This window comes from Paraburkholderia hospita, from assembly GCF_002902965.1.
Lineage (GTDB): Bacteria > Pseudomonadota > Gammaproteobacteria > Burkholderiales > Burkholderiaceae > Paraburkholderia > Paraburkholderia hospita.
On sequence record NZ_CP026106.1, the window covers coordinates 3,164,227 to 3,190,733 of the forward strand.

Consider the following 26,507-nt stretch of genomic DNA (forward strand, 5'->3'; position numbering starts at 1 on the left):
TCTTCTCCTTATGAGCAGGCCGGATGGCCATGGGTAAAACCGTCGCCGCGATCGACACGGCAGTCGGGTACTAGAGTGATCTCGACGCGCCTGTTCGCGGCGCGTCCTGCCTCACCGTCATTCGACACTTTGGGACGCGTGTCGCCGTAACCCTGTATCGCGAAGCGCGTGACGGACAGGCCGGACGCATCCGCGAGCCAGTCGCGGACGGCGGCGGCCCGGGCCTCGGACAACGCCAGGTTGCTGCCCGTGCTACCGACGGAATCCGTGTGGCCGGCAATCAACACCCGCTTGTCCGGGTGCGCCTTGATCATTTCGAGCGCGCCGATCAACGCGCGGTTTGAGCCGGACTTGAGCTTCGAACTGCCACTGTCGAAGAGCGACATACTGTCGAGTTCGATCGTCGACGGCGCGGGGGTAGGCGGCTGATAACCGGCAATCAGTCGATTGACGACGGGCAGCAACGGCGCGCCGCGATACAACCCGAGACCGAGCCGCGGCGGCACGCCTGCGGTCGCGTATTGCTCCAACTGGTCGCGATCGCGCTTGAGCGCCGTGAGCGCGTCCACGCGCGCGGCGTCCTGTGCCGGCGGTATGGCCTCGTAGCGCGCCATATGAGCCAGCACGCCGGAAACGAGCGCGCGGTTCTGCCACGCGGAAGCCGCCGCAGCCGCGCAGAACCATACGGAAAGCCACGCGAACGCATGAGCGAGCGCGACAGGCAAAGCGCGCCGAACGGGCTGTGGCGCAATGCCACGAATCAGCGGCATCGGCAATGGATAGCGCTGCGTAATGCCTGCGGCGGCAGGCAGATCGAGCGCCGTCGTTGCGGCGACGAACTGTCCGTACAGCGAATCGGGAAACATCGGGCCAGCTACAGCCGTCACGCCGAAAGCGTTCAGCGTCGAAGCCTGCATGCCGCGTTGCGTGTCCAGCAGCGGTGGCAAAACAACTTCGAAAGCCCAACGTGCGAGTGCGTCCAGTTGTGTCGCAGTGAACGCTCGCGGCTGGCGGTCCTCCGGCATCGCCCTTTCGGCGAAGGCGCCAAGCGACGCCGAAAGCTGCCTGGACGTCGCGGGCAAGTCCAACGGAGCCGGAGCGGTAACGCCGAACCAAGGGCAATCAAGCGGCCTGTCGCGGGTTTCCGTCGCGTACATCGCGATGCATACGGGCAACCTGTATCCCAGCGCGCGGCTCGCTTCGTTGATCGCGACTCGCCAGCGCTTGAGGGTCGCCTGTAAGGCGACGGCGCTCGCCGGGTCGTCGGTCGTCATCAGCCAGGCGACGGCGTCGGGACCTTGGCCGCCGCGCCAGCGCTTCAGGGCATCCGCGAGGTGCATCAGCTTCGACGGATCATCATGACGCACCCATATCGCCGTATCCGTGACGATGACAGCGTTTTTGTCGAAGACACGCGAGAGCACGCTGCCCGGTTCGCCAACCGTCAGCACGAGCGGCGTATTGCGTTTGAGGTCCGCGGGCAACGATGCGAGCGCTGCATCGATAGAGCGCAGGACGTGCTGTGTCGATGCGCGCCGTGCCCGCATGCGGCGGGTTGCGGTCGCGATGCAAACCAATGCCGCCAGCAATACGAGCGCGGCGCACGACCCGTTCCAGCCGGGTGTCAACGGTGAGAACAATGCCAACCACGCCAACGCGAGGATCGCAATCCAGACGAAGGCGGATCGCCAGGGATAACCGGACACGGACACCATCATCAATGCGCGAGATTGTCGATCGCAGCGGACAGCCAGCGATCGAGCATCAGATACACCACCCCCGACGCGACGCAAGCCGCCACCACCCACCCGAGCGCATTCATGCGGTGATACCAGGGGCGCGACCAGGGCGCCGTCGTGATGACGGTCGTCGTGGATGGATCGGCACGCCGCCAGCCGCCTCGCTCGAGCCGCTCGTCGATTGACCGCATCAGCGAGAAGCGTGCTTCGCCGCCGTCAAGTGCGAACCGGCCGTGGAATCCGAGACTCAACACCGCATTGAAAATGGCGAGCAACATCAGCGACGGCTGTCGTTCGGAAAGCCGTAGCTCGATCCGGCGAATGAGCTCGTCTCCCGCGTCATGGCTGCGAAACTCTTCGACCTGCAACGGTTCGTGCTCCCAGTTGTCCCGGTCGGAACCGTTCAAATGGCTCAACGCGGCTTCGTCCAGCAACGCGCATTGCGCGTAAGCTGCGTCTTCGACGACGTCGGCGGGATGTCCCGCGGCGGCCATCTGTTCGCGCATACGCCTGACCTGGTCCTGACACGTGTCGCGAAACTTCTTGTACACCTGCGGCGCGCCATCCTCCTTCAGGCCAGCGACAAGCAAGGCCGTGTCGCGCAACGCGACAGGCAGTACAGCGGAAATGTTCGTCATGTCGGCAGCACCGCGTAGAGCTCAAGCGATACATCCGGGATCGAAGCCGGAATGTAGAACTGGCACGCACGCGCGGCGAGCATCCTGGCAAACGCCGGATGCGAGCCGTCGAGCGCGAAGTACTGGTTCTCGATGCGCACGGGAATGGCTGCGGGCAGACGCGACATCGTGCGCAGCGGAATGCCGGGCAAGGCCGAATTGACGATCTGCTCAACCTCATCCGGCGCGCCAGCCTTGCACAAGCGCGGCACCTGATCGAGCAATTGATGTGCGGGCAAGCCCGCCTGCACAGACAGGTAGTAATCGGCGCCCTCGACCAGCCGCTCATCGTTGAAGCGACCTACCCACACCGTCGGCTTGATGCGTTCGAGCACGACAGGCACGACGCGCGACGGGATGACGGTGTCGAGCAGCGTCCGGATCAGTGACTCCAGTTCGGCAAATACCGGCTCCGGCGCGCGATGATCGTAGGCGGGAATGGCCTGCAACGACTCCGACGTCGAGAACGTCAGCAGCGAGCCAGCCAGGCGCGCGAGCACCGCGTACAAGCGCTCGGGATGCTGGTCAGGCGCCTGGCATAGACGCGCGAGATCCGGCCACGTCGTATTGACGCTATGCAGCAGCCAGAAAAGCGATACGTCCGCCACCGCGTAATCGGCAATCTGATCCGAACGCTCGCGACGCCGCACTGCAAGGCTCGCGCTCTTTGCAAGCAGGATTTCCGATATCCGGTTCATCCGTCCAAGCAGTTGCTCGTTCGCGGACAACGTGAGGCAAGGCGGAACGAACGACGTGTCGAACTCGAAGCGCCCCTGCGCGTTCCGCACGACCCGACCAATCGGACAGGTCACGTAATCCCCGCTTTGCTCGAAATCGAACAGCAATGCGAGCGCATGCCGCTCGACGCTGATCTCTTCCTTTCCATCACCGTTGATGTCAGCGACCTGCAAGTACTCGCGCAGAAAGCGCCGCGGACGAGCGGGACGCTCACCGTCCTCGATGCAGTTGCTGCCTTGCGCATCGATCAGCGGCAGGCCGACCAATACGGTAGCTGCGTCCAGTTGTGCTGGCACTTCGGCAAGATCGCGCGCCGGCGGCAGTCGATCCGACGTTTCCGAATCGACATACGTTCCATCCTGCAGCCGCACCGTAAGCGACGCGAGTTGCAACCGGTTGATCGAAAGCGCGTGCGTGTCGAATGCGACGCGATTGACGCCCCACGGGTCGGGACTGGCGATGCGCGCTACGCGCTCGTCAGCAAACCGGTCCCACATCGTTTGCTGTTGAAAGTGCTGCGGGGTCATGAAAATCCCCTGCGCCCACAGCGGCTTCGTAATCTTCATCATGCCTGGCTATTGCGCGAAGCGCAGTACTGGTTCGCAGTGCCGCACCTTGCAAAACGACGGGGTTGCACAGCGGCTCTCTGCCGCCGTGCAGTCTTCGCTATCTGAAGCAGCGTGATCAGTTCTTCGCCTTGGGCATCTGCGAAACGAGCGACAGGTTGATATCCATGCCCTCGATCTGGAAGTGCGGAACGATGAACAGCTTCACGCGGAAGAAACCGGGGTTGTCCTCGATGTCTTCGACCGTCACCTGAGCTTCGCGCAGCGGATGCGACGCCTGCAGATCGTCGCCCGGATCGGTCATCTCGGTTACCAGAGATTTGACCCAGGTGTTCAGTTCGAGTTCGAGCAGACGGCGGTCCTTCGTCGTACCGATGTTCTCGCGCTGGATCAGCTTCAGATAGTGCGCAATACGCGACAGAAGGAAAATGTACGGCAGGCGTGCATTCACGCGACTATTCGCGGTTGCTTCTTTCGTATCGAAAACCGTCGGCTTCTGAGTGGAGTGAGCCGAGAAGAAGCATGCGAAATCGTGATTCTTGTAGTACGACAGCGGAATGAAGCCAAGGTTGGCAAACTCGAATTCACGCGTTTCGGGAATCAGTACTTCGCTCGGGATCTTCGCCTGATTGCCAGTGCCCAGATCGTATAAATGGATGGGCAGATCTTCTACCATTCCGCCTGCCTGGGGACCGCGAATCTGCACGCACCAGCCGTTCTTGATGAAGCTCTTCACCATGTTCGCCGCGAAGGCGAACGACGCATTGGCCCACAGGTAACGGTTATGGTCGGGACCTTTGACCGATTCCGTATAGTTGAAGGCTCGCACGGGAACGGTGTCCGGACCGTATGGCAGACGCGCAAGGAAGCGCGGCAACGTGAGCCCGATATAGCGAGCGTCGTCCGATTCTCGGAAACTCTTCCACTTCAGGTATTCAGCGCGATCGAAGTAATTGCCGATGTCGCGGATGCTCGCGACTTCTTCCATCGTTTCCTTGCCGAAGAACTTCGGCGAGACTGAGCCGATGAACGGCATATGCGCGGCGGCCGACACCTTTGCGATATTGCGCAGCAACGCAATGTCCTGCGGGCCACGGTCGAACTCGTAGTTCGAGATGATCGAGCCGATCGGCTCGCCACCCGGCGTATCGTACTCCTGGATGTACGTGTGAAGATAAAGGCCGCTCTGGATGACCTCAGGCGTGTCTTCGAAATCCTGGCGCAGTGCGTCTTTGGACACGTCCAGCACTTCGATCTTCACGTTCTTGCGGAAATCGGTACGATCGACGAGGAACTTGAGACCACGCCACGCCGATTCGATTTGCTGGAACGTCTCGTTGTGCATGATCGCGTCGAGCTGACGGCCGATCTTCTGATCGAGATGCTCGATATGAAAATCGAGCAGGCTGCGGTCGAGACGGTCGACCTGCTGCGACGAGTCCGCGATCATCTTCAGGAACACGTTCATCGCCTGGGCGACACGTTCGTCCAGCGACGACTCCGACAACGCGTCCGCGCTCTGGAACGAATCGGGCGGCCGGGCCGCCGTGACGGGCTTCAGGTTGATCTTCTCGCACAGCGATTCATAAACGCTCTTGCCCGGCGCGTCCAACACCACCGTATCTGCCCCGGCCGTCTCGTGAATACGTGTTTCGTTCTTTGCCATGATAGTTCTGTTCTTTTGGATAAGCGGACTTTAGGCCGCCGGGGAACTGGACGCGCCGATCTTCGACAGATCGTCGCGCAGGCGATCGGACAGTGCGGGGTCTTTCAGGATGCGTTCGAGTTCGCGGCGGAAAGTGGCGTTGTCGAGCAGATTGGATTTCAGATCTCGAAGCAGATTGCGCGCCGACATCAGCGCGCGCAACTCGGGCACCTTGCTCGCGACGTTTTCGGGCTTGAAGTCGTCCATCGAGCGAAATTCCAGGTCGACGGGTAACTCCGAACCATCTTCCGCTAGCGTGTTCTCGACGGCAATACGAGCCTTGGGCGCGTAGTCCGAAAGGACGGCATCGAAATTGTTCTTGTTGACGTTGACCTTTTCGCGTTCTGCGAGAGACCGGTTGTCCTGACCGTTGCTGTAGTCGCCCATCACGAGCAGCTTGAGCGGCAATTCGACCTTCTTCTGGGCACCGCCTGTATGCAGATCGAGCTTAAGGTTGATCCGTGCCTTGGGCACCTCGTTTTGAAAACTTTCAGCCATGTCTGTGTCCTTGATGTTTTTTGTCTTAGTTAGGATTCCGTGTCTTATAAGACAGATTTTTAACACGACGCGACCTAAAGCATCAGTGAAATTCACTTAGGTTTGGGTCAAATTTTGTAAAAATTGCGCAACCTCAGAAAACGATCAAAAGGCCACTTCATAATAAGACTTCGAACGTTTATCTTGTGCGGCCCAAACAGGTGTTTGTATCTCGCCTCCTTTAATCTGTCTTGCGTAGGATTACGTACCACATAAAGGGTAAGGAATGTCCGACATCCAGAAATACACGACTCTTTCTCAATCGGAATCAAGACTCGTGACGGGCAGACAAGCCTATTTCCTGGATGTATTGGGCGCCGGAAACGCAAACCAGTTGTCCGTGGTTGCGTTCGAAGCCGTCGAGCGCATCGGCGAGCCTTACCGCATTACCCTCACATTGACGCATCCGGACCAGCTCGCCCGGTCTGACTACCTCGGCAAGGAGGCGACATTCTCGATCGTTCCCGCCGACGCGCAGCCTCGCAAGTTCTCCGGCTGGATCACCCGCTTCTCGAAGCTGAAGACCACGAAAGACTTCACGAGCTATGAGATCGTCGTCGAGGCGCATCTTTCGCGCCTCGCCTCGGTCCGCGCGAGCCGCGTCTACCAGCATCAGACTGCACCCGAGATCATTGAGGCCGTGCTGCGAAAGCACGGTTTCCAGGGACATCAGTTTCGCTTCCGGTTACGTCGTCAATATCCGCAGCATGCTTTCAGAATGCAGTATCAGGTCAGCGATCTGGCTTATGTGCAGATGCTCATGCAGAAGGAAGGTATCTGGTGTCGCATTGCGGAGGACGAGCACGGTGATGTGGTGTATTTCTCAGATGATATTGATCACTATGTCTATCAGCCCCGCCTCAATGTGCCTTATCGCGAGACGGCCGGGCTGGAAGCCGGTGTGGAGACCGTCTATGGTCTGAGCACGCATGCCCATAGCGTTGCGCAGGGCTATACGGTTGCTGACTACAACCCGGATAAGGCGTGGGAGCGGTTCAAGGCCGACGCCAATGTCGCAAGCGAGGACGCGACAACCTATGGCAAGCCGTATATTTATGGCACGAGTCATCTGGATGCCGACGGCGCGCGGTGGGAAGCGCAGTTGCGTCATGAAGCGGCGATTGCATGGCAGATTTTGTACGAGGGCGAGAGCAACGTCCTCGCGCTGCAACCCGCGCGCATCCTGCATGTCGATGCGCCGCTCGCCGATGCGCCTGACGGTCAGGTTATCGTTGAAGTAAGGCATCGCGGCGCGCGCGATGAGGCTTACACCAATTCCTTCAAGGCGATTCCTTCTGGACGACGAGTCCGGCTCAGGCTCGATGAAGACGCGTGGCCTCGTGTCACCGGCTCACTCAGCGCCCGCGTCACTTCGCCCGGTAAATACAAATATGCGTATCTGACGCAGCAAGGCTATTACGTCGTCCGTTTCGACCTGGATTTCGATGCATGGAATCCGGGCGGGGAAAGTGTGCCGCTGCGCCTCGCAAAGCCGTTTGCAGGCGCGCTGCAGACAGGGTTCCACTTTCCTGCGCTGGATGGGACGGAGGCCGTTGTCGAGTTTCGCGACGGGGATCCTGATAAGCCGTATATCGCGGCGTTTCATCACCATAGCCAGGCGGTCGATCACGTTACCAGCGATGATCGTTGGCTCTCGCGCAATGTCATCCGTACGCAGTCGAATAACAAGCTGCGGATGGAGGATTGGGAGGGGCAGGAAGGCATCAAGCTGTCCACTGAGCATTCGGGGAAGAGCCAGCTCAATCTCGGGCATCTGGTCGATGCGAAGAAGCAGAAGCGGGGGGAAGGGTTTGAGCTGCGGACGTCCGGGTATGGGGCGATCCGGGGTGGGAAGGGGTTGTTTATATCGGCGGATGATCAGCCGGGGGCGGGTGGGCAGCAGCTTGATATGGAGACTGCCATGTCACAACTGGAGGAAGCGATTGTGGAACTCCGGACGTTGGCGAAGTCCGCACAAGCGGCCCAAGCGCTGCTTACCGACGTTACCAAGCAACAGCACATGCTGGAAGAACGAGTACGCGGTCTGAAAGCGTCCGTGCTCCTGGCAAGTGCGCCCGCGGGCATCGCACTGACAAGCGGCCAGCAACTCGTCGCAAGCTCCAACGATGACCTCACTCTTGTTACAGGAGCAAACGTCAACATCTTTGCTATGCAGAATGCGCAAGTCACGGCAGCCAATGCGGTCTGTCTGTTCGCGCAGGAGAGCGGAATGAAGTTCGTAGCGTCCAATGGAGACATATTAGGTCAAGCCCAACACGGCAAATTGATCCTCGGGTCGAGAGACGATATCGACATTCAGAGCAACGACGGTAAGACCACTGTAGACGCGAAGAAGGGCATCACGCTGACAAGTGGGGGCGCCTATATCAAGCTCCACGCTGGCAGTATCGAACTAGGTTGTCCCGGAGATATCACGCTCAAGTGCGGAAACTTCTCATGGGAGGGTCCAGCAAGCCTCCCGCAGTCGGAACGCATCTGGCCTGGTTCAATACCTGCGGCGTTCAGCTCACGTGTAATTCTCGACAAACAACTTGACGAGTGGTTCGGTCAAGGATCCGATATTCCCTACCAGTTTATCGCCGATGACGGCACTGCTCTCGCCAAAGGCAGCTTGGATGAATACGGAAGGACATCCAGAGTGTTCCATAAGAACAACGATCCACTGACCGTTCTGATCGGTCACAAGGACAAGTGGCTTCAGGTCGCTCATGAAGACAGCGATCACGGATGCGGGTGCGATCTTCATCCGTCATTTGATTTCTCTCCTGACACAGATCACGAAACGTCCGAAGCATCCGACGTTAGTGATTTCGAAAATCCGGGAATGCCATTACGAGCAAATCCGAACGGCGCATCAAGCCGCACTGCGCCCGATGCGGACGACGAACACCGTCATTTCGTTCTAAGACATCTCCTCAACAACGATCCCGAAGTTATGGGTGCTATCTCTGCTGCGGAGGACTGAGCCATGTCAGCAAAAATTCGATCGGGACGTGTCCTGCTGGTTGCGTTGCTTATCTCCCGAATAGCTTTCGCGGGTGACACGACGCTGCCGACGCGACTGACACTATCCAATGGAAGCAACGAAGTTCGAGTTCACGACATAAAGATTCTTGTAATCAAGGCTTTGGTTTCGACGGGCAATGCACATAGCTTCGAAACATACACGAGCTTTACTGTCCCTAGCGATCCGCATGAGGATTGGCAACAGATACTGGTCGATAACCCAGACGGGGATGCGGAAAGTTTCAGATCAATCGAATCTGCCGACTCCAACGTGCAATCCGTCGCGATGGTTCGCGAGAACGACACTTTGTCCGTCGTACAAGCGCGAAAAATTGGACTCAAGCCGCCCGATCTATATCTCAAGAACGCACGAGTCACGTTCACTGTTTACCGATTTAATGGCGACACTCGCGATTATCCAAGGTTCGTGCGCGAGCGAACCGGCATAAGCGCAGAGACATATCTGAATGCCAGCGACGCACTCGATAAGGAATTCCTTCGCAGATAGGCGTGATTTTCCATGTTTACTAAAGCAACTTACGACCGCGAAAATAAAACTGTGCATTACTTCGACGAAGACGGCAACGAAACCCTCTACGTCGGAGGCTCGTTTGCATGGCGCACGAACAATCCGGGAAATCTGACCAAGCCGGGTAGCTACGTCATGCCGGATGCGATCGGGTATGCACAAAGAACGAGCAATTCCCGAAGCCTGTTCGTGATATTTTCGGATGCCGCCGCAGGCCATCGAGCTCATCTGAACGTCGTCAGGCGCATCTACGGCAATAGCACAGTCGCCGGGATGATTGCCAAATATGCGCCACCAACGGAAAACGACACACAGGCTTATATTGATCACGTGACGTCTGCTGCCAACGTGTCGCCGACGGACGTCGTCAGTACACTCAGCAACGACAAGCTTGATGCTGTCTCTGCTGCGATGGAAAAGCAGGAAGGCTTCGTTCCCGGTGTCATCAAGCAGCTCGGCAAGCCCGCGCGGGTGACCCTGCTCGACCGGTCGCACAATCCGGTTCCAAACCAGAAGCTGCACATCAAGACTGCTGACACAACGATCATCGCGCAAACCGACCAGTTCGGAGCATTGCCGTTGCTCCACGCTAGCCTGATAGCGGGTGACATCAGTCTCTACTTTTCTCGCGAAAGGGATGATATCGAGCACATTGGCGACATCATCGTTAGTGACTTGAAGGATTTGTATACTTTCGTAGCGCCCTATTTACTGATTTCCGCCAGGCCACAGCTCCATAAAACCGAAGTTCGGGCTCGCCCACGAGTTCATATCGTTCGTCCCCACGAAACACTTGGCGGTATCGCCTCTCAATATGGAACGACCGTGGACGCCATGGTCCGCGAAAATCATCTCTCGAGCCCGGACCGAATCTATGTACGGCAGCATTTAAAGATCCCGTCGGTTACTCAGCCTGAACGCCCCTCACGGTCGCAGGAACCCCAGCCCGATAACCAGACGCACTGGACGAAGGGCAAAGGCACACTGTCGTCCTCGCCGAAAGTGGCTCACAGCACTCCGTCCGGTAAAACGGCCTCAACCAACACCTCCTCGACCACCGTCAATTCTCGCCCCAACTCCACAAGACATGACGCGCACGTCACAGTGAACGACAGCGTGGCGCATCAAAGAAACTCAAACGGTCATCCAGAAACCGTAGTCAGCTCAACGACACGCGAATTGAGCAGCAAAAAGTGGTGCGCACAGTTTCCCGGCAGCGCATCAATCGATTCTTTGAATGCAAAATTCAGATCAAAGGCTTCTGGGTTCATAGACGCCCTTAAAAGTGCCGGTGTTTCCGTCAGGATCAATGCCGCGCTGCGTCCGAACGAGCGCTCATACTTGATGCATAGCGCCTTTAACATTGCAAAGGGTGCTATCGATCCCGACAAGGTCCAACCTTATGCGAATGTGAACATTGACTGGGTACACCGCAAGGAATCAGGGGATATCGATCTCCAGGCGTCAAAAAAGGCCGCACAAGAGATGTGCGCGGGCTACGGAATTAATCCGTTTAGCAGCAGGCAAAAGGTCGCACGTCCTGAGACTTCGCGTCACAACTTCGGTGCTGCTGTCGACCTTAACATTTCAAACTTTGCCGGCAAAAAGGTAAAGGACGCAACGGGTGACGAGATAGAAGTTAAGTCCTTCAAGGACCTGACTGCGATCGGCGCAACTTACGGTGTGAACTATTATTCCGGCGAAAACATGCACTGGTCCGACACGGGCCACTAAAGGATTGATAAAACATGAAAAAATATGTTGTTCTGCTTATCCTGATCGCTTGTGAAATGGTTCACGCCGAGCCCCCAGTTGTCGGTCTGTGGGAGCAATTCCGTCCGTCCGGAGACGGTATTGAAAAGAGTCAGCACCGCGTTGATTTCATCTTTACCAATAAGCCGGTCGCGATAGGTACTGTATTTAGCGCAATAAGTGACGCCGGCACCAAGGTTCGCATTCTTTGTTGCGTCCAGACACAATCCACAACACATATGGATCTATCGAAGTTGCTTTCGAAATACAAGCTAACCGCCGACGACACAAGTCACTTAAAGACTATCAAGGGCTTGGATTACGTTTACGAAGGCAAAATTGTTTCCGAGCGAAATCAGAATCGCAATATGCGCGATTTGATCGAAAACACCAACAACCCGGACGATCAATCACCCTACTCCTCGGCGATTGTCGCCGGTGATCTTCGCAATCTTGAATTCTCCGCGAAAGGCTTCAAGCTTGATGGTCATGCCGTGACCTTTGAATCGATCATTGATTCCAGCCTCGATGTCACACGTTACGAGTTCAAGCTCGATGGACAGCGTGCTCGTTTCACTGAGAGCAATTTCCCTGACTAGAGGACTCGCAGAGATGACTGGTATCGTTCGAAAAGGAGATCGATTGAGTTCCGGCGGCGAGGTGCTTTCGGGAGCCTCTACGTGCCAATTCATGAGGAAATCGGTTGCCCGCGCGGGAGACCCCGTTTTTTGCCCGACGCATGGAAACAATCGGATCGCCCAGGCGACCGCAAGGGCACGCATATATGGCAAATCGATAGCCCGCCACGGAGATCTCTGCGAGTGCGGCTGTTATTTAATCTCGTCTTTGCCCGGTAGCGGACGTCGGTGATATGTCTGTCAAGTTTCCCGTCTTTCCGCCTAAATCCGTTGAACCCGAGAAGCCACCGTCCAAGTTCATCTGGGTGCCTATCTTTCTGGCTTTGACGCTGGCCGGAATTGCCGCCACAGTCTTCTCATGGCCAAATCGGCAATCGACTCACACGGTTTGGTTTTGGGTTTGGATAGTCATCTATCCCGTTCTGAGCGCGACGTTCATCGTGTCACGTTGTTTCAGTTTTTATGAGGGACGTCGCCTGGATGCTCAAGCGTGGAATAGTGCACGCAAACGTTACATTGAACACGCGTTCGATCTGGCCAGCGTGCCGATGTCCGTCCTGGAGGCGACATTCGTCGCCATTGAAGACGAAAACAACGCGCTGACGGCTTTGTTAAACGGAGAGCTTGCTCTCAAGGCGCAGTCGTCCATTGCCGATGCAGGCACTATCACGGCCCGCTGGCTTAAGCCAAACGAACTCGAACATGAGACGTGGGAGCGTGGGCCGGACACAAACCGCCAAAAGGACGTACTGAAATGGGTGTTGCGACGATTACTTGACCGGACATCGCCCGTCATTTCGCAAATACCATCTGAAGTTCCGTTGAGGGTGAATCTACAGGTATTTGCGGATGCACTGCGAGTTGATGTGTCGACGGTCTGGAGTGAAATCTGGGCAGAGCGCAAGCTTCGGCCGGCGCCTATCAATATCGAATGCGCGCCTTTATCTAGTGTCGAGTCGTGGCTGGATAGCAATGATTTTGCATTGAAGCGAAGCGCCATCCTCCTTGTCTCAGTCAACCTAAACAAAATACTCAGCGAAAACCCACCTCAAAACAGCGCCGAAGCAGGCGTGATGCTGCTTGTGGCGCATCAGAACGCGGTCGCCAAGTGTATCAAGCCACCCATTGCGTTGTTGCATCGACCGTCACGGGGCCGCCATCCGGATACCCTTGCTCGCGCGGTCCGCTACGCACTGCGGTGGGGCAAAACTCAAGCGAGTTCAATCGGCAATCTATGGCTGACAGGCATTGGGGAAGCAACATCTGTCACCGTGCACCACGCGCTAAGTCAAGTAGGTGTGAGGGCCGATCGGAGCGGCCCGCTTCCCGAGATTGACGTTGAGCGAGTAGTAGGACACGCCGGCGTCGCAGCTCCGTGGCTATCGGTCGCGCTCGCCATCGAGATGATCAAAAAAACTGCGCTTCCTCAGTTGGTCATGCTGCAACACGATGGAATCTTCTCGATGGTTGTCGTTGCACCACCGCCGTCAGACGACGTCAAGCAACACCAAACAAAAAATGAACCGAAAATTCAAGATTGATGTTCTAGGGTCACTGTTACTGGTTGTGCTACCCGGTGTCTTTATCTGGTTCCAAGGCGATCGATTTGGCATGTCGACAGAGGCCCGATCACTTGCCGTTGCGGCCCTGTGTTTCCTGTTGGTCGTTTTTCTTCTCGTCTTCAGCTTTGAGGATTCGTCGCGTCCCGTGCGGGCGTCACGCCGCATTGAACGATGGGTTTCAGAGAACATCGGAATGCATGGAAAGAAACAGCCCGACATGACGGGTCCTGGCTATCGCGACCCCTATTCTTTAGAGAGGTTCAAAGAAAATATTGATATCTTTGCTGGCCGTGGTAAGCGCGACCGGCGCCCCCTGCTTCTTCTCATCGATGACGTAGAGCCGCGCAGTGAATCATCCGCGCTACTTGGCGAATGCATGTGGACAATCTGCGATGACTATATCGTCCTGAGAGGTAAATTGGCGTCTAATGGCCGGTTGGACGCACTATGGCTTAGTGACCTGCATCGCCTCCGTCGCAGAGTCGACGCGATCGTCCTTGCAAGCGCGGCACAGACCGATGCGATGGTTCAGCAGTTACCTGGCGCAATTGCAATGAAACTCGCACAGGTCACCAAGAGACTACGTTGGTCGCCCCCTGTGTACGTGGTTGAATGGCCTAACTTGTCCATGTCCCGTTCGCCGGCGATTACCGTCGTCGGTTGCGAGTTTTCGAAATCCGTCGATGCCGGCGTCATCGAATCATCGCTTCGCGAACTAAATAAGACTCTCGTCAACTTAAGCATTTCGAAATTGTGCGAGAGCATCGGAGATCGCTATGCAGCCGAGCTATCCAGTTACCTCGGCGAACGCATCACCACACTATCATCACTGATTGCAGGCATCAAGGCGCGCGCTCACCACTCTCTCGACATACGTGGTGTATTCTTCGCCCCATCGTCACAGAAGTTGGTCTACGGGAAACCTGAAGAAGCGGGCCGGGCCGACGCCTCTCTCTGGCACCATCTCGCCACCGACGCCCTTCGCATCGGCGGCCACCGCATCGGCCTGCACCCCGTCACCGTTTTCTCGGCACTGGTATTGGGCGCAGTCGCACTATGGACCACGGGCCTGCTCCTTTCCGCCGCCACCAACGCCCACGACCTCGTCCTCACCAGCGAAGCCGTGCGCAACCTGGACACCGCACAGGACTCCGCCGCGCGTCTGCGCAACCTGCTTGCACTCCAGCAACGCGTCGCAGTGTATGAAGACCGCATCCAGCACCACACGCCGCTTCAAACCCGCTTCGGCCTGAACCACGATGCACAAACACTCGCCGCCGTCTGGAAGCCCTACTCACGCGCCGCCCGCGACACGCTGATCACACCCGTACGGCAGAACCTCGAAGCGCAACTGGTCGATCTGAACCAGATGCAGACCACCCAGCTCGATAACCAGACGAGCCAGCTTGCGCAGGACGGTCACAAGGCGTTGAAGACCTATCTGATGATGTCGGAGCCCGCACACACCGATCCGTCCTTCATGACGCCGTTGCTGCCGCACTACTGGGACATGGCCGCCGACCTGCCGCCAGGCGAGAAGCTCGACCTCTCGCAGCGCCTGCTCGGCTTCTACGCCGATCACCTGAAGCAGCATCCCGAATGGCACATCGATGCCCGCGACGACCTCATCAGCGGCTCACGTCAGACACTGCTCGCCGTGATCGGCGTAAAGAACTCCGAAGACACGATCTATCAGGACATCGTCGCGTCCGTCGGCAGGAAGTACCCGGACCAGACGCTGGCCTCTCTGACAGCAGGCACTGACACACGCGGCCTGTTCCGCACCTCAGCCTCGGTTCCCGGCGTATTCACGCGAGAGGCATGGGAAGGCACGATCGCGCAGTCCATCGACGATGCCGCAAAACACAACGGCACCGCCAGCGACTGGGTGCTCGCCGGCGCCAACACAACAAGCGGAACGCAGCAAACGCAGACCGCCTCGTCACCTGAGACCCTGAAGGCCGCACTCACCAGCCACTACTTCGCCGACTACGCCGAACACTGGCAGGCCTTCATGAACACGATCCAGTGGGAGAGCGCACCGTCGATGCCCGCCGCCATCGGCCAGCTCAAGGCCATGGCTGACGCGCGCCAGTCGCCACTGATCGCGCTGATGAAGTCGCTCGAGTATCAGGGCGGCGCAGGCGCCCAGAAAACCTCGTTGTCCGACACGCTCGTCACTAAGGCGCAGAACATCTTCGGCGGCAGCAAAGCCGATGAACCGCAGGCGGCCCGTCCCGATCCCGCGGGACCGCTCGGACCGTCCTTCGGCCCTGTGCTGCGCCTCGTCGCACAGGCCAACGGCAGCGACGCGCCGTCATCGAGCAACAAAACGGCAGGCGCCTACAGCGACCTGAGCCTGCAACGCTATCTCGAACGCGTCACGACGTTGCGGCTGCGGCTACAGCAGATCGGCGACAGCCCCGACGCCGACGCACAGGCGAGACAGGTCGCACAAACCCTCTTCCAGGGCAAGGGCTCCGAACTGGCCGACACGCAGTCCTACGCCCGCCTGATCGCCGCGAGCCTCGGCGCGCAATGGGCGGGGATGGGCGATGCGTTGTTCGTGCGCCCTGTCGCGCAGGCCTTGCAGACTGTCTTGCAGCCCGCCCAGGCGAGCCTGAACGAAGCCTGGCAGCAGAGCATCGTCTCGGCATGGAACCGCTCGTTCGCGGGACGCTATCCCTTCGCCAGCACCGCCAACGACGCCTCGCTGCCCGAACTCGCGCGCTTCCTGCGACCGCAAGGCGGCCTGATCTCCGCGTTTCTCGCGAGCCAGCTCGCGGGCGTGCTGGAGTTGCAGGGCGATCAATGGATGCCCGTCACCACGGCAACGTCCTCGCTCGTCTTCGATCCTTCGTTCCTTACCGCTATCAACACGCTGCAACGCATCGCAGGGCACCTGCTCGCGCAGGGCGAGCCGCAGTATCGCGTCGAGTTCAAACCGGTGCCGTCGCCGGGCATCACAGATACGCTGCTCACCGTCGATGGCCAGAAGCTGCACTACTTCAACCAGCAGGAAACCTGGCAACCGATGAACTGGCCGTCGAACGATCCCCAGAGAACGGGCACGCGCCTCGAATGGCAGACGGAGAAGGCGGGCACGAACCGCAGTCTGGAGTTCGACGGACGCTGGGCGTTCGTGCGGATGCTCGAACGTGCGCGCGTCGAACCCATCGACAGCGCGACGTACATGCTGACCTGGCAGGCCTCGCCGTTCGTGCGGGAGATCAGGCCCACGGCTGCGAAGTCCGCGAGCGACGCCGCCTACGACATCGACACGCTCATCGCGCAGGAGCCCGGCAAGCCCGCGCTGGGCAGCGACACGCACGCGCTGGGCTACATGATGCGCACCGACGTGGGCAAGGGTCCGCTCGAACTGCTTGCGCTCAAGGGCTTCGTACTGCCTTCGCGCATCTTCGTGAGCCGTTCACCAGGCGCGGCGAACCTGGCGAAGGACAACGGGCCGCCACCTTTGCCGAAGGCGGCGCTTGAAGCAGGCAAACGCGCAGCAACACCACTGCCACAAAGCTGAGCTGACCCGAAGAACAGCCCAATAAAAAACAATGAAATTCTCCCACCTCCTCGACGCACTATTCGGCACACGCGCGCCGTCCGACCTTGCGCGCTCGACACAATCGCGTTGGGACGACTGGCTCGCGCCCATCAGCGAAGACATCCCAACGGGCAGCGATCCCGCCTATGACGATGACTTCCTCGCCATCAAGGAAGAAGTCGCCAAACTCGATGGTATCGACGACACGAAGATCGTCGATACCGCCGAACGGCTGCTCAAACACAGCGCGAAAGACGTACGCGTCGCGGCTTACTACATTTATGGCCGCATGCGTCGCGACGGCGCGGAAGGCGTGGCATCCGGCTTTGAACTGCTGTCGGCGCTCGTCGACCGGTTCGGCGAATCGTTGCTGCCCGAGCGCGTCGCCACGCGCAAGACTGCGTTCGAATGGCTCGCCGGAACGACATTCGCCGACCGTCTCGATCGAGTACACGGACTGAGCGGGGTGCTGCTCGAGCGCACGCTCTCGGCGCTCGCGCTGATCTTCGAGCGCACGTCGCAATGGCCGGACGCCGCACGCCCGGCCCTGGAACCGCTGTTCCGCCGTTTCGAGAACCGCCTCGAAACGCCGCAACCATCGGATGTTGTGCCAGGTGTGCCAAGCACATCGGCATTGAACGTGGACACCAGCAGCGGTCCTTCCGCCACGCTTGCGGGAAGCGCAACAGTCGCTTCCACAAGCGATCTGCTCGACCGCGCCCGGCATATGGCGCAATTCCTTCGCGAGCAACCACATGGTTATCTGGCCGCATACCGGTTGATGCGTTGCGTGCGTTGGGACACGCTCACGGAAGTGCCGCCGCACGAGGCGAGCGTCAAGACGCGGCTCGTCGCGCCGCGCGCGGAACTGCGCGCAAACCTGAAACGGCTGGTGCTGCAAAAGCAATGGCCCGAACTGCTCGAACGTATCGAGAGCGCGTTTGCGGAGGGGGCGAACCATTTCTGGCTCGACCTCCAGTACTACGCGTTCACTGCGCAGGAACACGCGGGCGGCGAATACGCACGCGTGCGCGAACTCGTCGCAACCGACTGCGCACTGATGCTCGAGCGTCTGCCAGGACTGGAGCGTCTGTCGTTCACAGACGGCTCGCCTTTCGCCGACGACACCACGCTCGAATGGATCGCGCGCCACGCGACGGTGCGCGACGTCGAGAAGGGTGAAATGGTCGGGCCGATCAGTGTCGGATCGGCGGACAACGACTGGGTCGAAACGGAATCGCAGGCGTACGACCTCGCGACGACCCAAGGCATCGAAGCCGCGCTCTCATGGCTGCAACGTCTGCCCACCCACGGCGGCGAGCATGGCGAACGCGAACACTTCCTTCGACAGTTCGTGATGGCGCGTGTTGCAGAACGGGCGCAGCGCCCCGACACCGCGCTGCATCTGCTCGCATCGCTAGACGAGTTCACACGGCGCTTTCAGCTTGCCGCGTGGGAGCCGTCGCTCGCTTTCGAGGTCAAGCTTCAGTTGCTGAAGCTGCTGAAAATCCGCGTCAACCGAAAGGACGCAGACAAGACCACGATCGCCGCGCGAATCGACTCGCTGACGGCCGAACTGACGGCAATCGATCCGGCTCGCGCCGTCGTGCTGGCCTGATCGCGCGACGGCCTCAACCGCTGACTAACCGGACACGGACACACATCTGCAATGAGTTCTCCCACCAAGGACAGCGACATCCTCCGCTACTACGAAGCGGAAATGCGCTACCTGCGCGACGCCGGCAAGGAATTCGCCCGCGCATTTCCTGACCGCGCGCGCATGCTCAACATCGATCGTATCGGTGATCGCGATCCTCACGTCGAGCGCCTGTTCGAAGGCTTCGCGTTTCTGATGGCTCGTCTGCGTCACAAGCTCGACGACGAATTGCCCGAATTGACGGAAGGTCTCGTCAGCATGCTGTGGCCGCACTATCTGCGCATGATCCCGTCGCTATCCATCCTGGAGATGATTCCGACGCCGGGCGCGCTCCAGAAGCACGAGACGCTGCCCGCAGGGCTCGAAGCGCTGTCCGAGCCAATGGGTGACGACGGCGAGGCATGCATCTATCGGACGACGCAGCCCGTCGATCTCTATCCGCTGCATCTGACGGAAGCGAACACATATGCACGCGAAGACGGCCGCTCCGTGATCCGTCTTCGGCTGGAACTCCAGCCACAGGCACGGCGCGAACAGCTCCAGGTGCCGCGCCTGCGTCTTTATCTCAACGCCGACCGCCCCGTGGCGCTTACGCTGTATTCCGCGCTCACATCCGCACCGCTCGCCATCCAGGTCCGTGTGCCGGGCTTTCCGCAAGACCGTCCGGGCGCGCCGCAACCAATGCCCGGCCTGCGCATCGAGCCCGCGGGTTTCGCCGCCGAAGAGCGTCTGTGGCCGAAAGCCGATAACGCGTTCGGTGGCTATCAGTTGCTGCTCGAATACTTCACGTTCCCCGAAAAGTTCATGTTCGTCGACCTGGTCGGTCTCGACATTCAGGCGATTCCCGCTTCCGCGAGCCACTTCGATGTCGAGATCGTGCTGGCGCAGCCGTACCCCGACGACATGCGCTTCAACGCGGACAACGTGCGCCTCTACTGCACGCCGATCATCAATCTGTTTGCGCTCGAAGCCGCGCCCGTCACCGTCACGCAGTTCGAAACCGAATATCGCGTGAACGCGCGCGAGCAATATGGCGCGAGCGTCGAAGTCTATTCCGTCGATTCCGTCCAGGGTTTCGAAGCAGGCACGGGCCAGCGCTTCGAGTACGTGCCTTTCGCAGCGTTTCGTCATCGCGGCGGCATGCTGCGCCACGAAACGCCGGAGCGCTACTTCCATACCCGCGTGCGGCGTGGGCCAGCGGGCCGGTTCGATACATGGCTGGTGCTCGGAGGGCACGCATGGGAACGGGCTGACGCGCTGCCGAAGGAAACGCTGTCGCTGTCGGTGACGGGCACCAACGGCATGCTGCCGCGCAAGGCGCTGCGCGAAGCGGGCATCAACCGCATGCGCGGCGGCTTCACGAACATCGGCGCCGTGCGCAATCTGTGCGCGCCGACTCTGCCCGTCTATCCGCCGACGGGCGACCGCTTCCAGTGGCGCGTGCTGTCGCATCTCGCACCGAACTACCTGTCGCTGCTTAACGCTGAAATCCTGCGTGGCAGTCTCGCGCTCTACGACTGGACGGACGGCGAGTTGAACCGTCGGCGCATCGACGCCATCACCGATGTCCAGCATCGGCTCTTGCAGAAACTGGTGCGGGGCGGTGTGCAACGCGGCGTCGAGATAATCGTAACGATCGACAGCGGCCGCTTTGCGGGCGACGGCGATCTCGCATTGTTCGGCGGCATGTTGAACCGGTTCCTCGGGCTATACGCGTCGCTCAACCTCTATACGAAGCTCGTGATCGTCTCGCAGCCGACCGGGCGGCGCATCGAATGGCCCGACACCAAGGGTGAAGGAGCGCCGTTTTGAACAGCCTGCATTCAACGCTTTTGCGATCCGCCGACAACGACGCCGTCGAGGTCGAGCGCCCGTTGCTGCCAGCGCTGCTCGATCACGCGATGCAGATGAACTTCTTTCGCTTCTGCCAGCTCATCGAACTGGCCGCTCCGGATCGCCCGCCCATCGGGACAACGGATTCGCCAACGGACGAACCTGTCCGCTTTCGTTCGCGCGCACGTCTGGGGTTTCCGCGTCGTGAGATCGATGCGATCGAAAGCGATCCCGACGATCCGCTGAAACCACCTGCCGTCGTGACGACCTTTCTTGGGCTCTATGGTGTCGATGCGCGCATGCCATCGTACTTCGCCGACGAGGTCGCGCAGAACCGGGAAGGCGCCGAACCGCTCGCCGCGTTTCTCGATCTCTTCCATCACCGCATCGTCACGCAGTATTACCGCGTATGGCGCAAGTATCGCTATCCGGCCGGCTTCAGAAAAGATGGCACCGACGAGGTTTCGCGCTACCTGCTCAGCTATGCCGGACTCGGGATCGGCACCCCTGACATAGCGCGCGCGGTCGGCACGCGCAAGCTGCTGTCGATGCTCGGTCTCGCAGGTCAGAAGACGCGCACGGCCGAAGGGCTCGCAGGCGTGCTTCGGCACGCGGTACCCGATACGGATGTCGACGTCGAAGAATTTCATTCCGTCTGGGTCAACGCGAACGGCGATCAACGGGCGGCGCTCGGCGAGTCCTGTCTGCTCGGCCGCGGCTTCTACGACAGAAGCAACAGCGTGCGTATCGTGCTCACGCCGAACACGCGCGAATCCGTGCTTGCGCTGCTCCCTGGTCACACCGCGCATCGCGAGGTGATGATGCTGCTGCGCTTTTACCTTGGCTACGAAGCGCAAGCCAACCTGGAAATGCAGGTCGCTCCCGATCTGATGCCGCAACAGAAGCTCAGCGCGGATGAAGTGCGGCTCGGGTTCACGACACGGCTGGCCGGCGCGGGCATGTCAAGCCGCAACGGCTGGCGAACGCGCGTGCAACTGGGCGTATGGACGGGCAGCAGCGGCGATCGCACGCCGATGCATTGATCGACAGAACACATCAAACGAAGTCGAAACCATGAACTGGAAAATAAACGCGCCCTGCATGAGCGCATTGCTGTTGACTGCGTTGACGCTGGCAGGATGCGGACTCACTCAGGCGGTGTCCGATAACACGGTGGATGCCGCGAAATGGGTTTTCACGACTCAGGTCAAGACCATGAGCGTCGATCTCGTCAGCCGCGCTTCACTGAACGAGAATGCCACCGGGCAATCGCTGTCGACGGTCGTGCGGCTGTACCAGTTGAAGGATGCGCAGAACTTCCAGCAACTCGAGTACGTGCAATTGCAGACCAACGATCTGGACGCGCTGAAAGCCGATCTGCTGGCAACCCGAGACGTCGTGCTGCGCCCCAACGCCAGCGCGAGCATTAACGAGCCGATGAAGGACGACGCGCAGTACGTAGGTGTCGTCGCGTTCTTTCGCAATCCCGACCGCGATTCGACGTGGAAGCTGCTGGTCCCGAAGAAGCAGTGGAAAAAAACCGATCCCGTGAAGATCGTTGTGCGCGGCAATGTGATGGAACTCGTGGATGCGAAGCCAGAGCCCGTCAAGCGCGATGCGCCGCAGCAGAGCGCGCCCAATGCGGCCAGTGCTCCCGCTACGGCGACGCCAAAAGCAAAGGCCGCTGCGTCGATCACGACGGGGTCAATCACGGTGGTTCAGCCGGTTGAAGACTGACCGCGCTTTGGCCATCGACGCACGCGCGCACCGATGGTCGATCTGCCTTCAACGCGGCATCGCCTATCGGCGATGCCGCTTCGCAAGCTGTCGTTGAGCAGCACGTTTTTCGTCCCATTGCAGCACACACGGTGCTGCGCCATCCCCAAATCTGATGTGAACGATCGACGGTGCTGCAAAAGCACTCGGTACCTCTCCCCCCGTACAAACCCCCATCTGAAAGAAAATTTATTTTCACAACATGATTTTCATGTAAATTCACTTTCATTCCAGCTCAGCCTCACAGATCCACTCCGACACCCATGGCCCGCCAACGTCAGAACCCACCCACCGCCGCCGAGCCCGCCATCGCTGCCCGCATCACGGCCGCGATGCCGATCCTCACGCCTGTCCACCGGCGCATGGGAGAGTTCGTGCTGGCCAACCAGTTTCGCGCCGCGACCATGCGTATCGACGAACTGGCCACAGCCGTCGGCGCGTCCATCGCGACGGCGAACCGCTTCGCGCGCGCACTCGGCTTCGACGGCTATCCGGCGTTTCGCGAGGCGCTCGTGCGCGGCTTCGAAGCGACGCTCGCCCCTGTCGAGCGCCTCCGCACCGCGCAGGAATCGCAGACGAATGGCGACGAACTGTTCAGCGCGTCGCTCGAACAAGCCGCCACCAATCTCGGCACGACGCGCAGCACGATCGACGGCACAGCCGCCGAAGCCGCCGTCGATGCGATCATCGCCGCACGGCGCGTGTTTATCCTCGGCTCCGGCGCGAGCGCATTTCTCGCGAGCCTGATGGAGCACAACCTGCTGCCGTATCACGACAACGTGCAGTCGCTCGCCTTGATCGGCGGACCGACACACGCGGCGCGCCGCCTCTTCAATGCAGGCAAGGGCGATCTGGTGATCGCCATCGCGTTTCCGCGCTATGTCGACGACACGATCGAGCTCGCACGCCGCGCCGCCAGCCTCGGCGCAGACGTGCTCGCGTTGACGGACGGCCCGACGTCGCCGCTCGCCACGCTCGCCACGCGCTCGCTCTTCATCCGCGCCGAGCGGCGTCTCGCCGCGACATCGGAAGCGACCGTGCTCGCCGTGATCGAAGCGCTGTGCGACGCCGTCGCATTCCGCGCAAAGCGCTCCGCGCAGGCCGCCGCCAACATGACCGAGTTCGTGTTGCCGTGGCTCACCGACACATCCACGCTGTCAGCCCATTCGAAGACCGCCACGCGGCCCACTCCTAAACAGGCAAAGAAGAAGCAATGACTACCAAGGCAGTAATCGCAATTCACGGCGGCGCAGGCACGATCGTGCGCGCGTCGATGGCCTCCGATGCGGAAGCCCGCTATCACGCCGAATTGCGCGCCGTGCTCGTCGCCGCGCAACGCGTGCTCGCCGACGGCGGCAGCGCGCTCGATGCCGTCACGCAAGCCGTGCGGCTGCTCGAAGACTGTCCGCTGTTCAACGCGGGGCATGGTTCGGTTTTCACGTCGGCGGGCACGCACGAACTCGATGCGTCGATCATGGACGGTCGCACGCTCGAAGCAGGCGCTGTGTCGTGCGTGAAGCGAGTACGCAACCCCATCGTCGCGGCGCGCCACGTGCTCGAATACAGCGAGCACGTGATGTTCACGGCCGAAGGCGCCGAAGCGTTCGCGCAGGCGCAAGGTCTGGAGTTCGTCGATCCGTCGTACTTCCATACGGATGCGCGCTATAGCCAGTGGCAACTCGCACGCGAGCAGCAGCGCGTGATGCTCGACCATGACGGCGCGACGCTTACCGCGCAAGAAGCATCGTCCGCAAACAAAGAAGCGCTGCCTCACGAGCCCATCGATCCGAACAAAAAGTTCGGCACGGTCGGCGCAGTCGCCGTCGATCTGTACGGCCACGTCGCGGCCGCGACCTCGACGGGCGGCATCACGAACAAGCAGTTGGGCCGTGTCGGCGATGCGCCGATGATCGGCGCGGGCTGCTACGCCGACGACGCAACCTGCGCCGTCTCGACCACGGGCTCGGGCGAAATGTTCATGCGTATGGTCGCCGCCTACGACGTCGCCGCGCAAATGGCCTATCGCGGCGTCTCGCTCGAAGAGGCGGCAAACGATGTCGTGATGAACCGCTTGCCGCGCATCGACGGTCGCGGCGGCCTGATCGCCGTCGACGCGCACGGCAATGTCGTGCTGCCCTTCAACACCGAGGGCATGTATCGCGGCTATGTGCGCGTCGGCGAAACGCCAGTCACGGCGATCTATCGCTAGTCCGCCGCCACGCCTACGCAAATCCCCTGTTTCAGATGCCCGGAGACATCATCGTGCCGAACACGCCGAACACGCCACACCAGCGACGCCCGCTTGACAGTCTGCCGCCGCAACGCGTCGTCGATATCGATCGCCTCACAGTCGCATTCCGTCGCGGCGAGACCACGTTCAACGCGGTGCGCGACCTGTCGCTCACCGTCGATCGCGGCGAAACGCTCGCCATCGTCGGCGAATCGGGTTCGGGCAAATCGGTGACGTCGCTCGCTTTGATGCGCCTCGTCGAACACGGCGGCGGAAGCATTGCGAGCGGCAGCATCGCGTTTCGCCGGCGCAACGGCAGCGTGCTCGATCTTGCGCGGGCATCGCAATCCACAATGCGGTCGATTCGCGGCGCGGACATCGCGATGATCTTCCAGGAACCGATGACGTCGCTCAATCCCGTCTTCACGGTCGGCGATCAGATCGGCGAAGCGATCGCGCTGCATCAGAACATGAACCGCAGCCAGGCGCATGCTGAAACGCTGCGTCTGCTCGATCTCGTGCGCATTCCCGAAGCGCGCCGCGTGGCCGCGCGCTATCCGCACCAGTTGTCGGGCGGCATGCGGCAACGGGTGATGATCGCGATGGCGCTGTCGTGCAAGCCGTCTCTGCTGATCGCCGACGAGCCGACCACCGCGCTCGACGTGACGATCCAGGCGCAGATCCTGCAACTGATACGCGGCCTGCAGGACGAGATGAACATGGGCGTGATCTTCATCACGCATGACATGGGCGTCGTCGCGGAAGTGGCGGATCGCGTGCTCGTGATGTATCGCGGCGACAAGGTTGAAGAAGGCGAGTCGGCGAAACTGTTCGCGGCGCCCACGCATCCATATACGAAAGCGCTGCTCGCGGCCGTGCCGAAGCTCGGCTCGATGCAGGGCACGGACGCGCCCGCGAAGTTTTCATTGCTCAAGCTCGACGGCGAGCATGCACAGCAGCCGCTTCCCAAAGACGACACGACATCGGAAGCATCGAAGCAGGCTCAGCCGATTCTCCGCGTACGCGATCTCGTCACGCGTTTCCCTGTGCGCAGCGGTCCGTTCGGCAAGCTCACAGGCCGCGTGCATGCCGTCGAGCGCGTCAGCTTCGATCTGCATGCGGGCGAAACGCTGGCGCTGGTCGGCGAATCCGGTTGCGGCAAATCGACGACGGGGCGCTCACTGTTGAGGCTCGTCGAAAGCCAGAGCGGCAGCATCGAGTTCGACGGCAAGGACATCAGTTCGCTCACTGGTCCTTCGTTGCAGGCTTTGCGTCGCGATATCCAGTTCATTTTTCAGGACCCGTTTGCGTCGCTCAATCCGCGTCTGACGGTCGGCTTCTCGATCATGGAGCCGCTGCTCGTGCACAACGTCGCGAGCGGTAAGGAAGCGCAGGAGCGCGTCGCGTGGCTGCTCGACAAGGTCGGCCTGCCCGCCGACGCCGCGCGCCGCTATCCGCATGAATTCTCCGGCGGCCAGCGTCAGCGCATCGCGATTGCGCGTGCGCTCGCGCTCAATCCGAAGGTCGTGATCGCGGACGAATCGGTGTCGGCGCTCGACGTCTCCGTGCAGGCGCAGATCGTCAATCTGATGCTGGATCTGCAGCGCGAGTTGGGTGTGGCGTATCTGTTCATCTCGCACGACATGGCCGTCGTCGAGCGTATCAGTCATCGCGTCGCGGTGATGTATCTCGGCCAGATCGTCGAGATCGGACCACGTCGCGCGGTGTTCGAATCACCGCAGCATCCGTACACGAAGAAGCTGATGGGCGCTGTGCCCGTCGCCGATCCCGCGCGCCGACACGCGAAGCGCATGCTCGCCGCCGACGAGTTGCCCAGCCCGATTCGCGCGCTCGACAACGAGCCCGTCGTCGCGCCGCTCGTCGCCGTGGGCCCGGATCATTTCGTGGCCGCGCATCGGATTGGCGGCGCTTACTAGACACAGTATTACCGGCAACAACCCCTTAGCCGCGCAGACCCGCGGCAT

General features: G+C 60.2%; 19 protein-coding genes. 14 read left to right on the forward strand and 5 right to left on the reverse strand.

The window, feature by feature from the left end:
• Positions 1-8 precede the first annotated feature (8 nt).
• From C2L64_RS32670 to tssB, 5 genes are all read right to left on the reverse strand, one after another.
• Entirely contained in the window at positions 9-1,715 is a 1,707-nt protein-coding gene (locus tag C2L64_RS32670) for an OmpA family protein (protein WP_100216049.1), read from the reverse strand.
• 2 nt (positions 1,716-1,717) lie between these two features.
• A complete protein-coding gene (locus C2L64_RS32675) occupies positions 1,718-2,377 on the reverse strand; it encodes a DotU family type IV/VI secretion system protein (RefSeq protein ID WP_007587803.1) in 660 nt (219 codons plus the stop codon).
• On the reverse strand, positions 2,374-3,720 hold the full coding sequence (tssK, locus tag C2L64_RS32680; RefSeq protein WP_081498879.1) for a type VI secretion system baseplate subunit TssK: 1,347 nt from the start codon (positions 3,718-3,720) through the stop codon (positions 2,374-2,376). The genes C2L64_RS32675 and tssK overlap by 4 nt, the downstream gene beginning before the upstream one ends.
• A 118-nt stretch (positions 3,721-3,838) precedes the next feature.
• Positions 3,839-5,386 carry a type VI secretion system contractile sheath large subunit gene (tssC, locus tag C2L64_RS32685; RefSeq protein WP_007587805.1) on the reverse strand — a complete coding sequence of 516 codons (1,548 nt, stop codon included), beginning with the start codon at positions 5,384-5,386 and terminating at the stop codon, positions 3,839-3,841.
• Between the two features lie 30 nt (positions 5,387-5,416).
• Entirely contained in the window at positions 5,417-5,923 is a 507-nt protein-coding gene (tssB, locus tag C2L64_RS32690; protein WP_007587806.1) for a type VI secretion system contractile sheath small subunit, read from the reverse strand.
• Between the two features lie 265 nt (positions 5,924-6,188).
• Between tssB and C2L64_RS32695 the strand changes: the two genes are divergently transcribed.
• The 14 genes from C2L64_RS32695 (at position 6,189) to C2L64_RS32765 (ending at position 26,459) form a co-directional block, all read left to right on the forward strand.
• Complete coding sequence (locus C2L64_RS32695; RefSeq protein ID WP_086909875.1) at positions 6,189-8,948, forward strand: type VI secretion system Vgr family protein; 2,760 nt, start codon at positions 6,189-6,191, stop codon at positions 8,946-8,948.
• Between the two features lie 3 nt (positions 8,949-8,951).
• Positions 8,952-9,497 (forward strand): hypothetical protein, encoded by a 546-nt coding sequence (locus C2L64_RS32700; RefSeq protein WP_007578502.1) that lies wholly within the window; start codon positions 8,952-8,954, stop codon positions 9,495-9,497.
• Positions 9,498-9,509: 12 nt separating this feature from the next.
• On the forward strand, positions 9,510-11,252 hold the full coding sequence (locus C2L64_RS32705; protein WP_007578501.1) for a LysM peptidoglycan-binding domain-containing protein: 1,743 nt from the start codon (positions 9,510-9,512) through the stop codon (positions 11,250-11,252).
• 14 nt (positions 11,253-11,266) lie between these two features.
• Entirely contained in the window at positions 11,267-11,869 is a 603-nt protein-coding gene (locus C2L64_RS53500; protein ID WP_007578500.1) for a hypothetical protein, read from the forward strand.
• Positions 11,870-11,960: 91 nt separating this feature from the next.
• Complete coding sequence (locus tag C2L64_RS32720) at positions 11,961-12,140, forward strand: PAAR domain-containing protein (protein ID WP_238554552.1); 180 nt, start codon at positions 11,961-11,963, stop codon at positions 12,138-12,140.
• A 1-nt stretch (position 12,141) separates the two neighbouring features.
• A complete protein-coding gene (locus C2L64_RS32725) occupies positions 12,142-13,449 on the forward strand; it encodes a hypothetical protein (protein ID WP_007578498.1) in 1,308 nt (435 codons plus the stop codon).
• Positions 13,358-17,005, forward strand: a complete 3,648-nt coding sequence (locus C2L64_RS32730) for an ImcF-related family protein (RefSeq protein WP_244212233.1) — start codon at positions 13,358-13,360, stop codon at positions 17,003-17,005. The genes C2L64_RS32725 and C2L64_RS32730 overlap by 92 nt, the downstream gene beginning before the upstream one ends.
• A 31-nt stretch (positions 17,006-17,036) precedes the next feature.
• Entirely contained in the window at positions 17,037-18,644 is a 1,608-nt protein-coding gene (gene tssA, locus C2L64_RS32735; RefSeq protein WP_007582770.1) for a type VI secretion system protein TssA, read from the forward strand.
• A 51-nt stretch (positions 18,645-18,695) separates the two neighbouring features.
• Positions 18,696-20,495 carry a type VI secretion system baseplate subunit TssF gene (gene tssF / locus C2L64_RS32740; protein ID WP_007582771.1) on the forward strand — a complete coding sequence of 600 codons (1,800 nt, stop codon included), beginning with the start codon at positions 18,696-18,698 and terminating at the stop codon, positions 20,493-20,495.
• The gene (gene tssG, locus C2L64_RS32745) at positions 20,492-21,559 is read left to right on the forward strand and encodes a type VI secretion system baseplate subunit TssG (protein WP_007582772.1); all 1,068 of its coding nucleotides are present in this window, start codon (positions 20,492-20,494) and stop codon (positions 21,557-21,559) included. The genes tssF and tssG overlap by 4 nt, the downstream gene beginning before the upstream one ends.
• A gap of 31 nt (positions 21,560-21,590) precedes the next feature.
• Positions 21,591-22,253, forward strand: a complete 663-nt coding sequence (gene tssJ, locus C2L64_RS32750; protein WP_039900663.1) for a type VI secretion system lipoprotein TssJ — start codon at positions 21,591-21,593, stop codon at positions 22,251-22,253.
• A gap of 302 nt (positions 22,254-22,555) precedes the next feature.
• The gene (locus C2L64_RS32755) at positions 22,556-23,509 is read left to right on the forward strand and encodes a MurR/RpiR family transcriptional regulator (protein ID WP_007582781.1); all 954 of its coding nucleotides are present in this window, start codon (positions 22,556-22,558) and stop codon (positions 23,507-23,509) included.
• Positions 23,506-24,501 (forward strand): isoaspartyl peptidase/L-asparaginase family protein, encoded by a 996-nt coding sequence (locus C2L64_RS32760; RefSeq protein ID WP_007582783.1) that lies wholly within the window; start codon positions 23,506-23,508, stop codon positions 24,499-24,501. Before C2L64_RS32755 ends, C2L64_RS32760 begins: the two co-directional genes overlap by 4 nt.
• Positions 24,502-24,536: 35 nt before the next feature.
• A complete protein-coding gene (locus C2L64_RS32765) occupies positions 24,537-26,459 on the forward strand; it encodes a dipeptide ABC transporter ATP-binding protein (protein ID WP_007582785.1) in 1,923 nt (640 codons plus the stop codon).
• Positions 26,460-26,507 lie beyond the last annotated feature (48 nt).

Excerpts from the sequence above, each read along its gene's own strand:
- C2L64_RS53500 (WP_007578500.1), top strand. The coding sequence starts at position 11,267 with ATGAAAAAATATGTTGTTCTGCTTATCCTGATCGCTTGTGAAATGGTT.
- C2L64_RS32765 (WP_007582785.1), top strand. The coding sequence starts at position 24,537 with ATGCCCGGAGACATCATCGTGCCGAACACGCCGAACACGCCACACCAG.
- C2L64_RS32675 (WP_007587803.1), bottom strand. The coding sequence starts at position 2,377 with ATGACGAACATTTCCGCTGTACTGCCTGTCGCGTTGCGCGACACGGCC.
- tssJ (WP_039900663.1), top strand. The coding sequence starts at position 21,591 with ATGAACTGGAAAATAAACGCGCCCTGCATGAGCGCATTGCTGTTGACT.
- C2L64_RS32700 (WP_007578502.1), top strand. The coding sequence starts at position 8,952 with ATGTCAGCAAAAATTCGATCGGGACGTGTCCTGCTGGTTGCGTTGCTT.
- tssA (WP_007582770.1), top strand. The coding sequence starts at position 17,037 with ATGAAATTCTCCCACCTCCTCGACGCACTATTCGGCACACGCGCGCCG.
- C2L64_RS32755 (WP_007582781.1), top strand. The coding sequence starts at position 22,556 with ATGGCCCGCCAACGTCAGAACCCACCCACCGCCGCCGAGCCCGCCATC.
- C2L64_RS32695 (WP_086909875.1), top strand. The coding sequence starts at position 6,189 with ATGTCCGACATCCAGAAATACACGACTCTTTCTCAATCGGAATCAAGA.
- tssF (WP_007582771.1), top strand. The coding sequence starts at position 18,696 with ATGAGTTCTCCCACCAAGGACAGCGACATCCTCCGCTACTACGAAGCG.
- C2L64_RS32760 (WP_007582783.1), top strand. The coding sequence starts at position 23,506 with ATGACTACCAAGGCAGTAATCGCAATTCACGGCGGCGCAGGCACGATC.
- tssC (WP_007587805.1), bottom strand. The coding sequence starts at position 5,386 with ATGGCAAAGAACGAAACACGTATTCACGAGACGGCCGGGGCAGATACG.
- tssB (WP_007587806.1), bottom strand. The coding sequence starts at position 5,923 with ATGGCTGAAAGTTTTCAAAACGAGGTGCCCAAGGCACGGATCAACCTT.
- C2L64_RS32720 (WP_238554552.1), top strand. The coding sequence starts at position 11,961 with ATGAGGAAATCGGTTGCCCGCGCGGGAGACCCCGTTTTTTGCCCGACG.
- C2L64_RS32705 (WP_007578501.1), top strand. The coding sequence starts at position 9,510 with ATGTTTACTAAAGCAACTTACGACCGCGAAAATAAAACTGTGCATTAC.
- C2L64_RS32730 (WP_244212233.1), top strand. The coding sequence starts at position 13,358 with ATGGAATCTTCTCGATGGTTGTCGTTGCACCACCGCCGTCAGACGACG.
- tssK (WP_081498879.1), bottom strand. The coding sequence starts at position 3,720 with ATGAAGATTACGAAGCCGCTGTGGGCGCAGGGGATTTTCATGACCCCG.
- C2L64_RS32670 (WP_100216049.1), bottom strand. The coding sequence starts at position 1,715 with ATGGTGTCCGTGTCCGGTTATCCCTGGCGATCCGCCTTCGTCTGGATT.
- C2L64_RS32725 (WP_007578498.1), top strand. The coding sequence starts at position 12,142 with ATGTCTGTCAAGTTTCCCGTCTTTCCGCCTAAATCCGTTGAACCCGAG.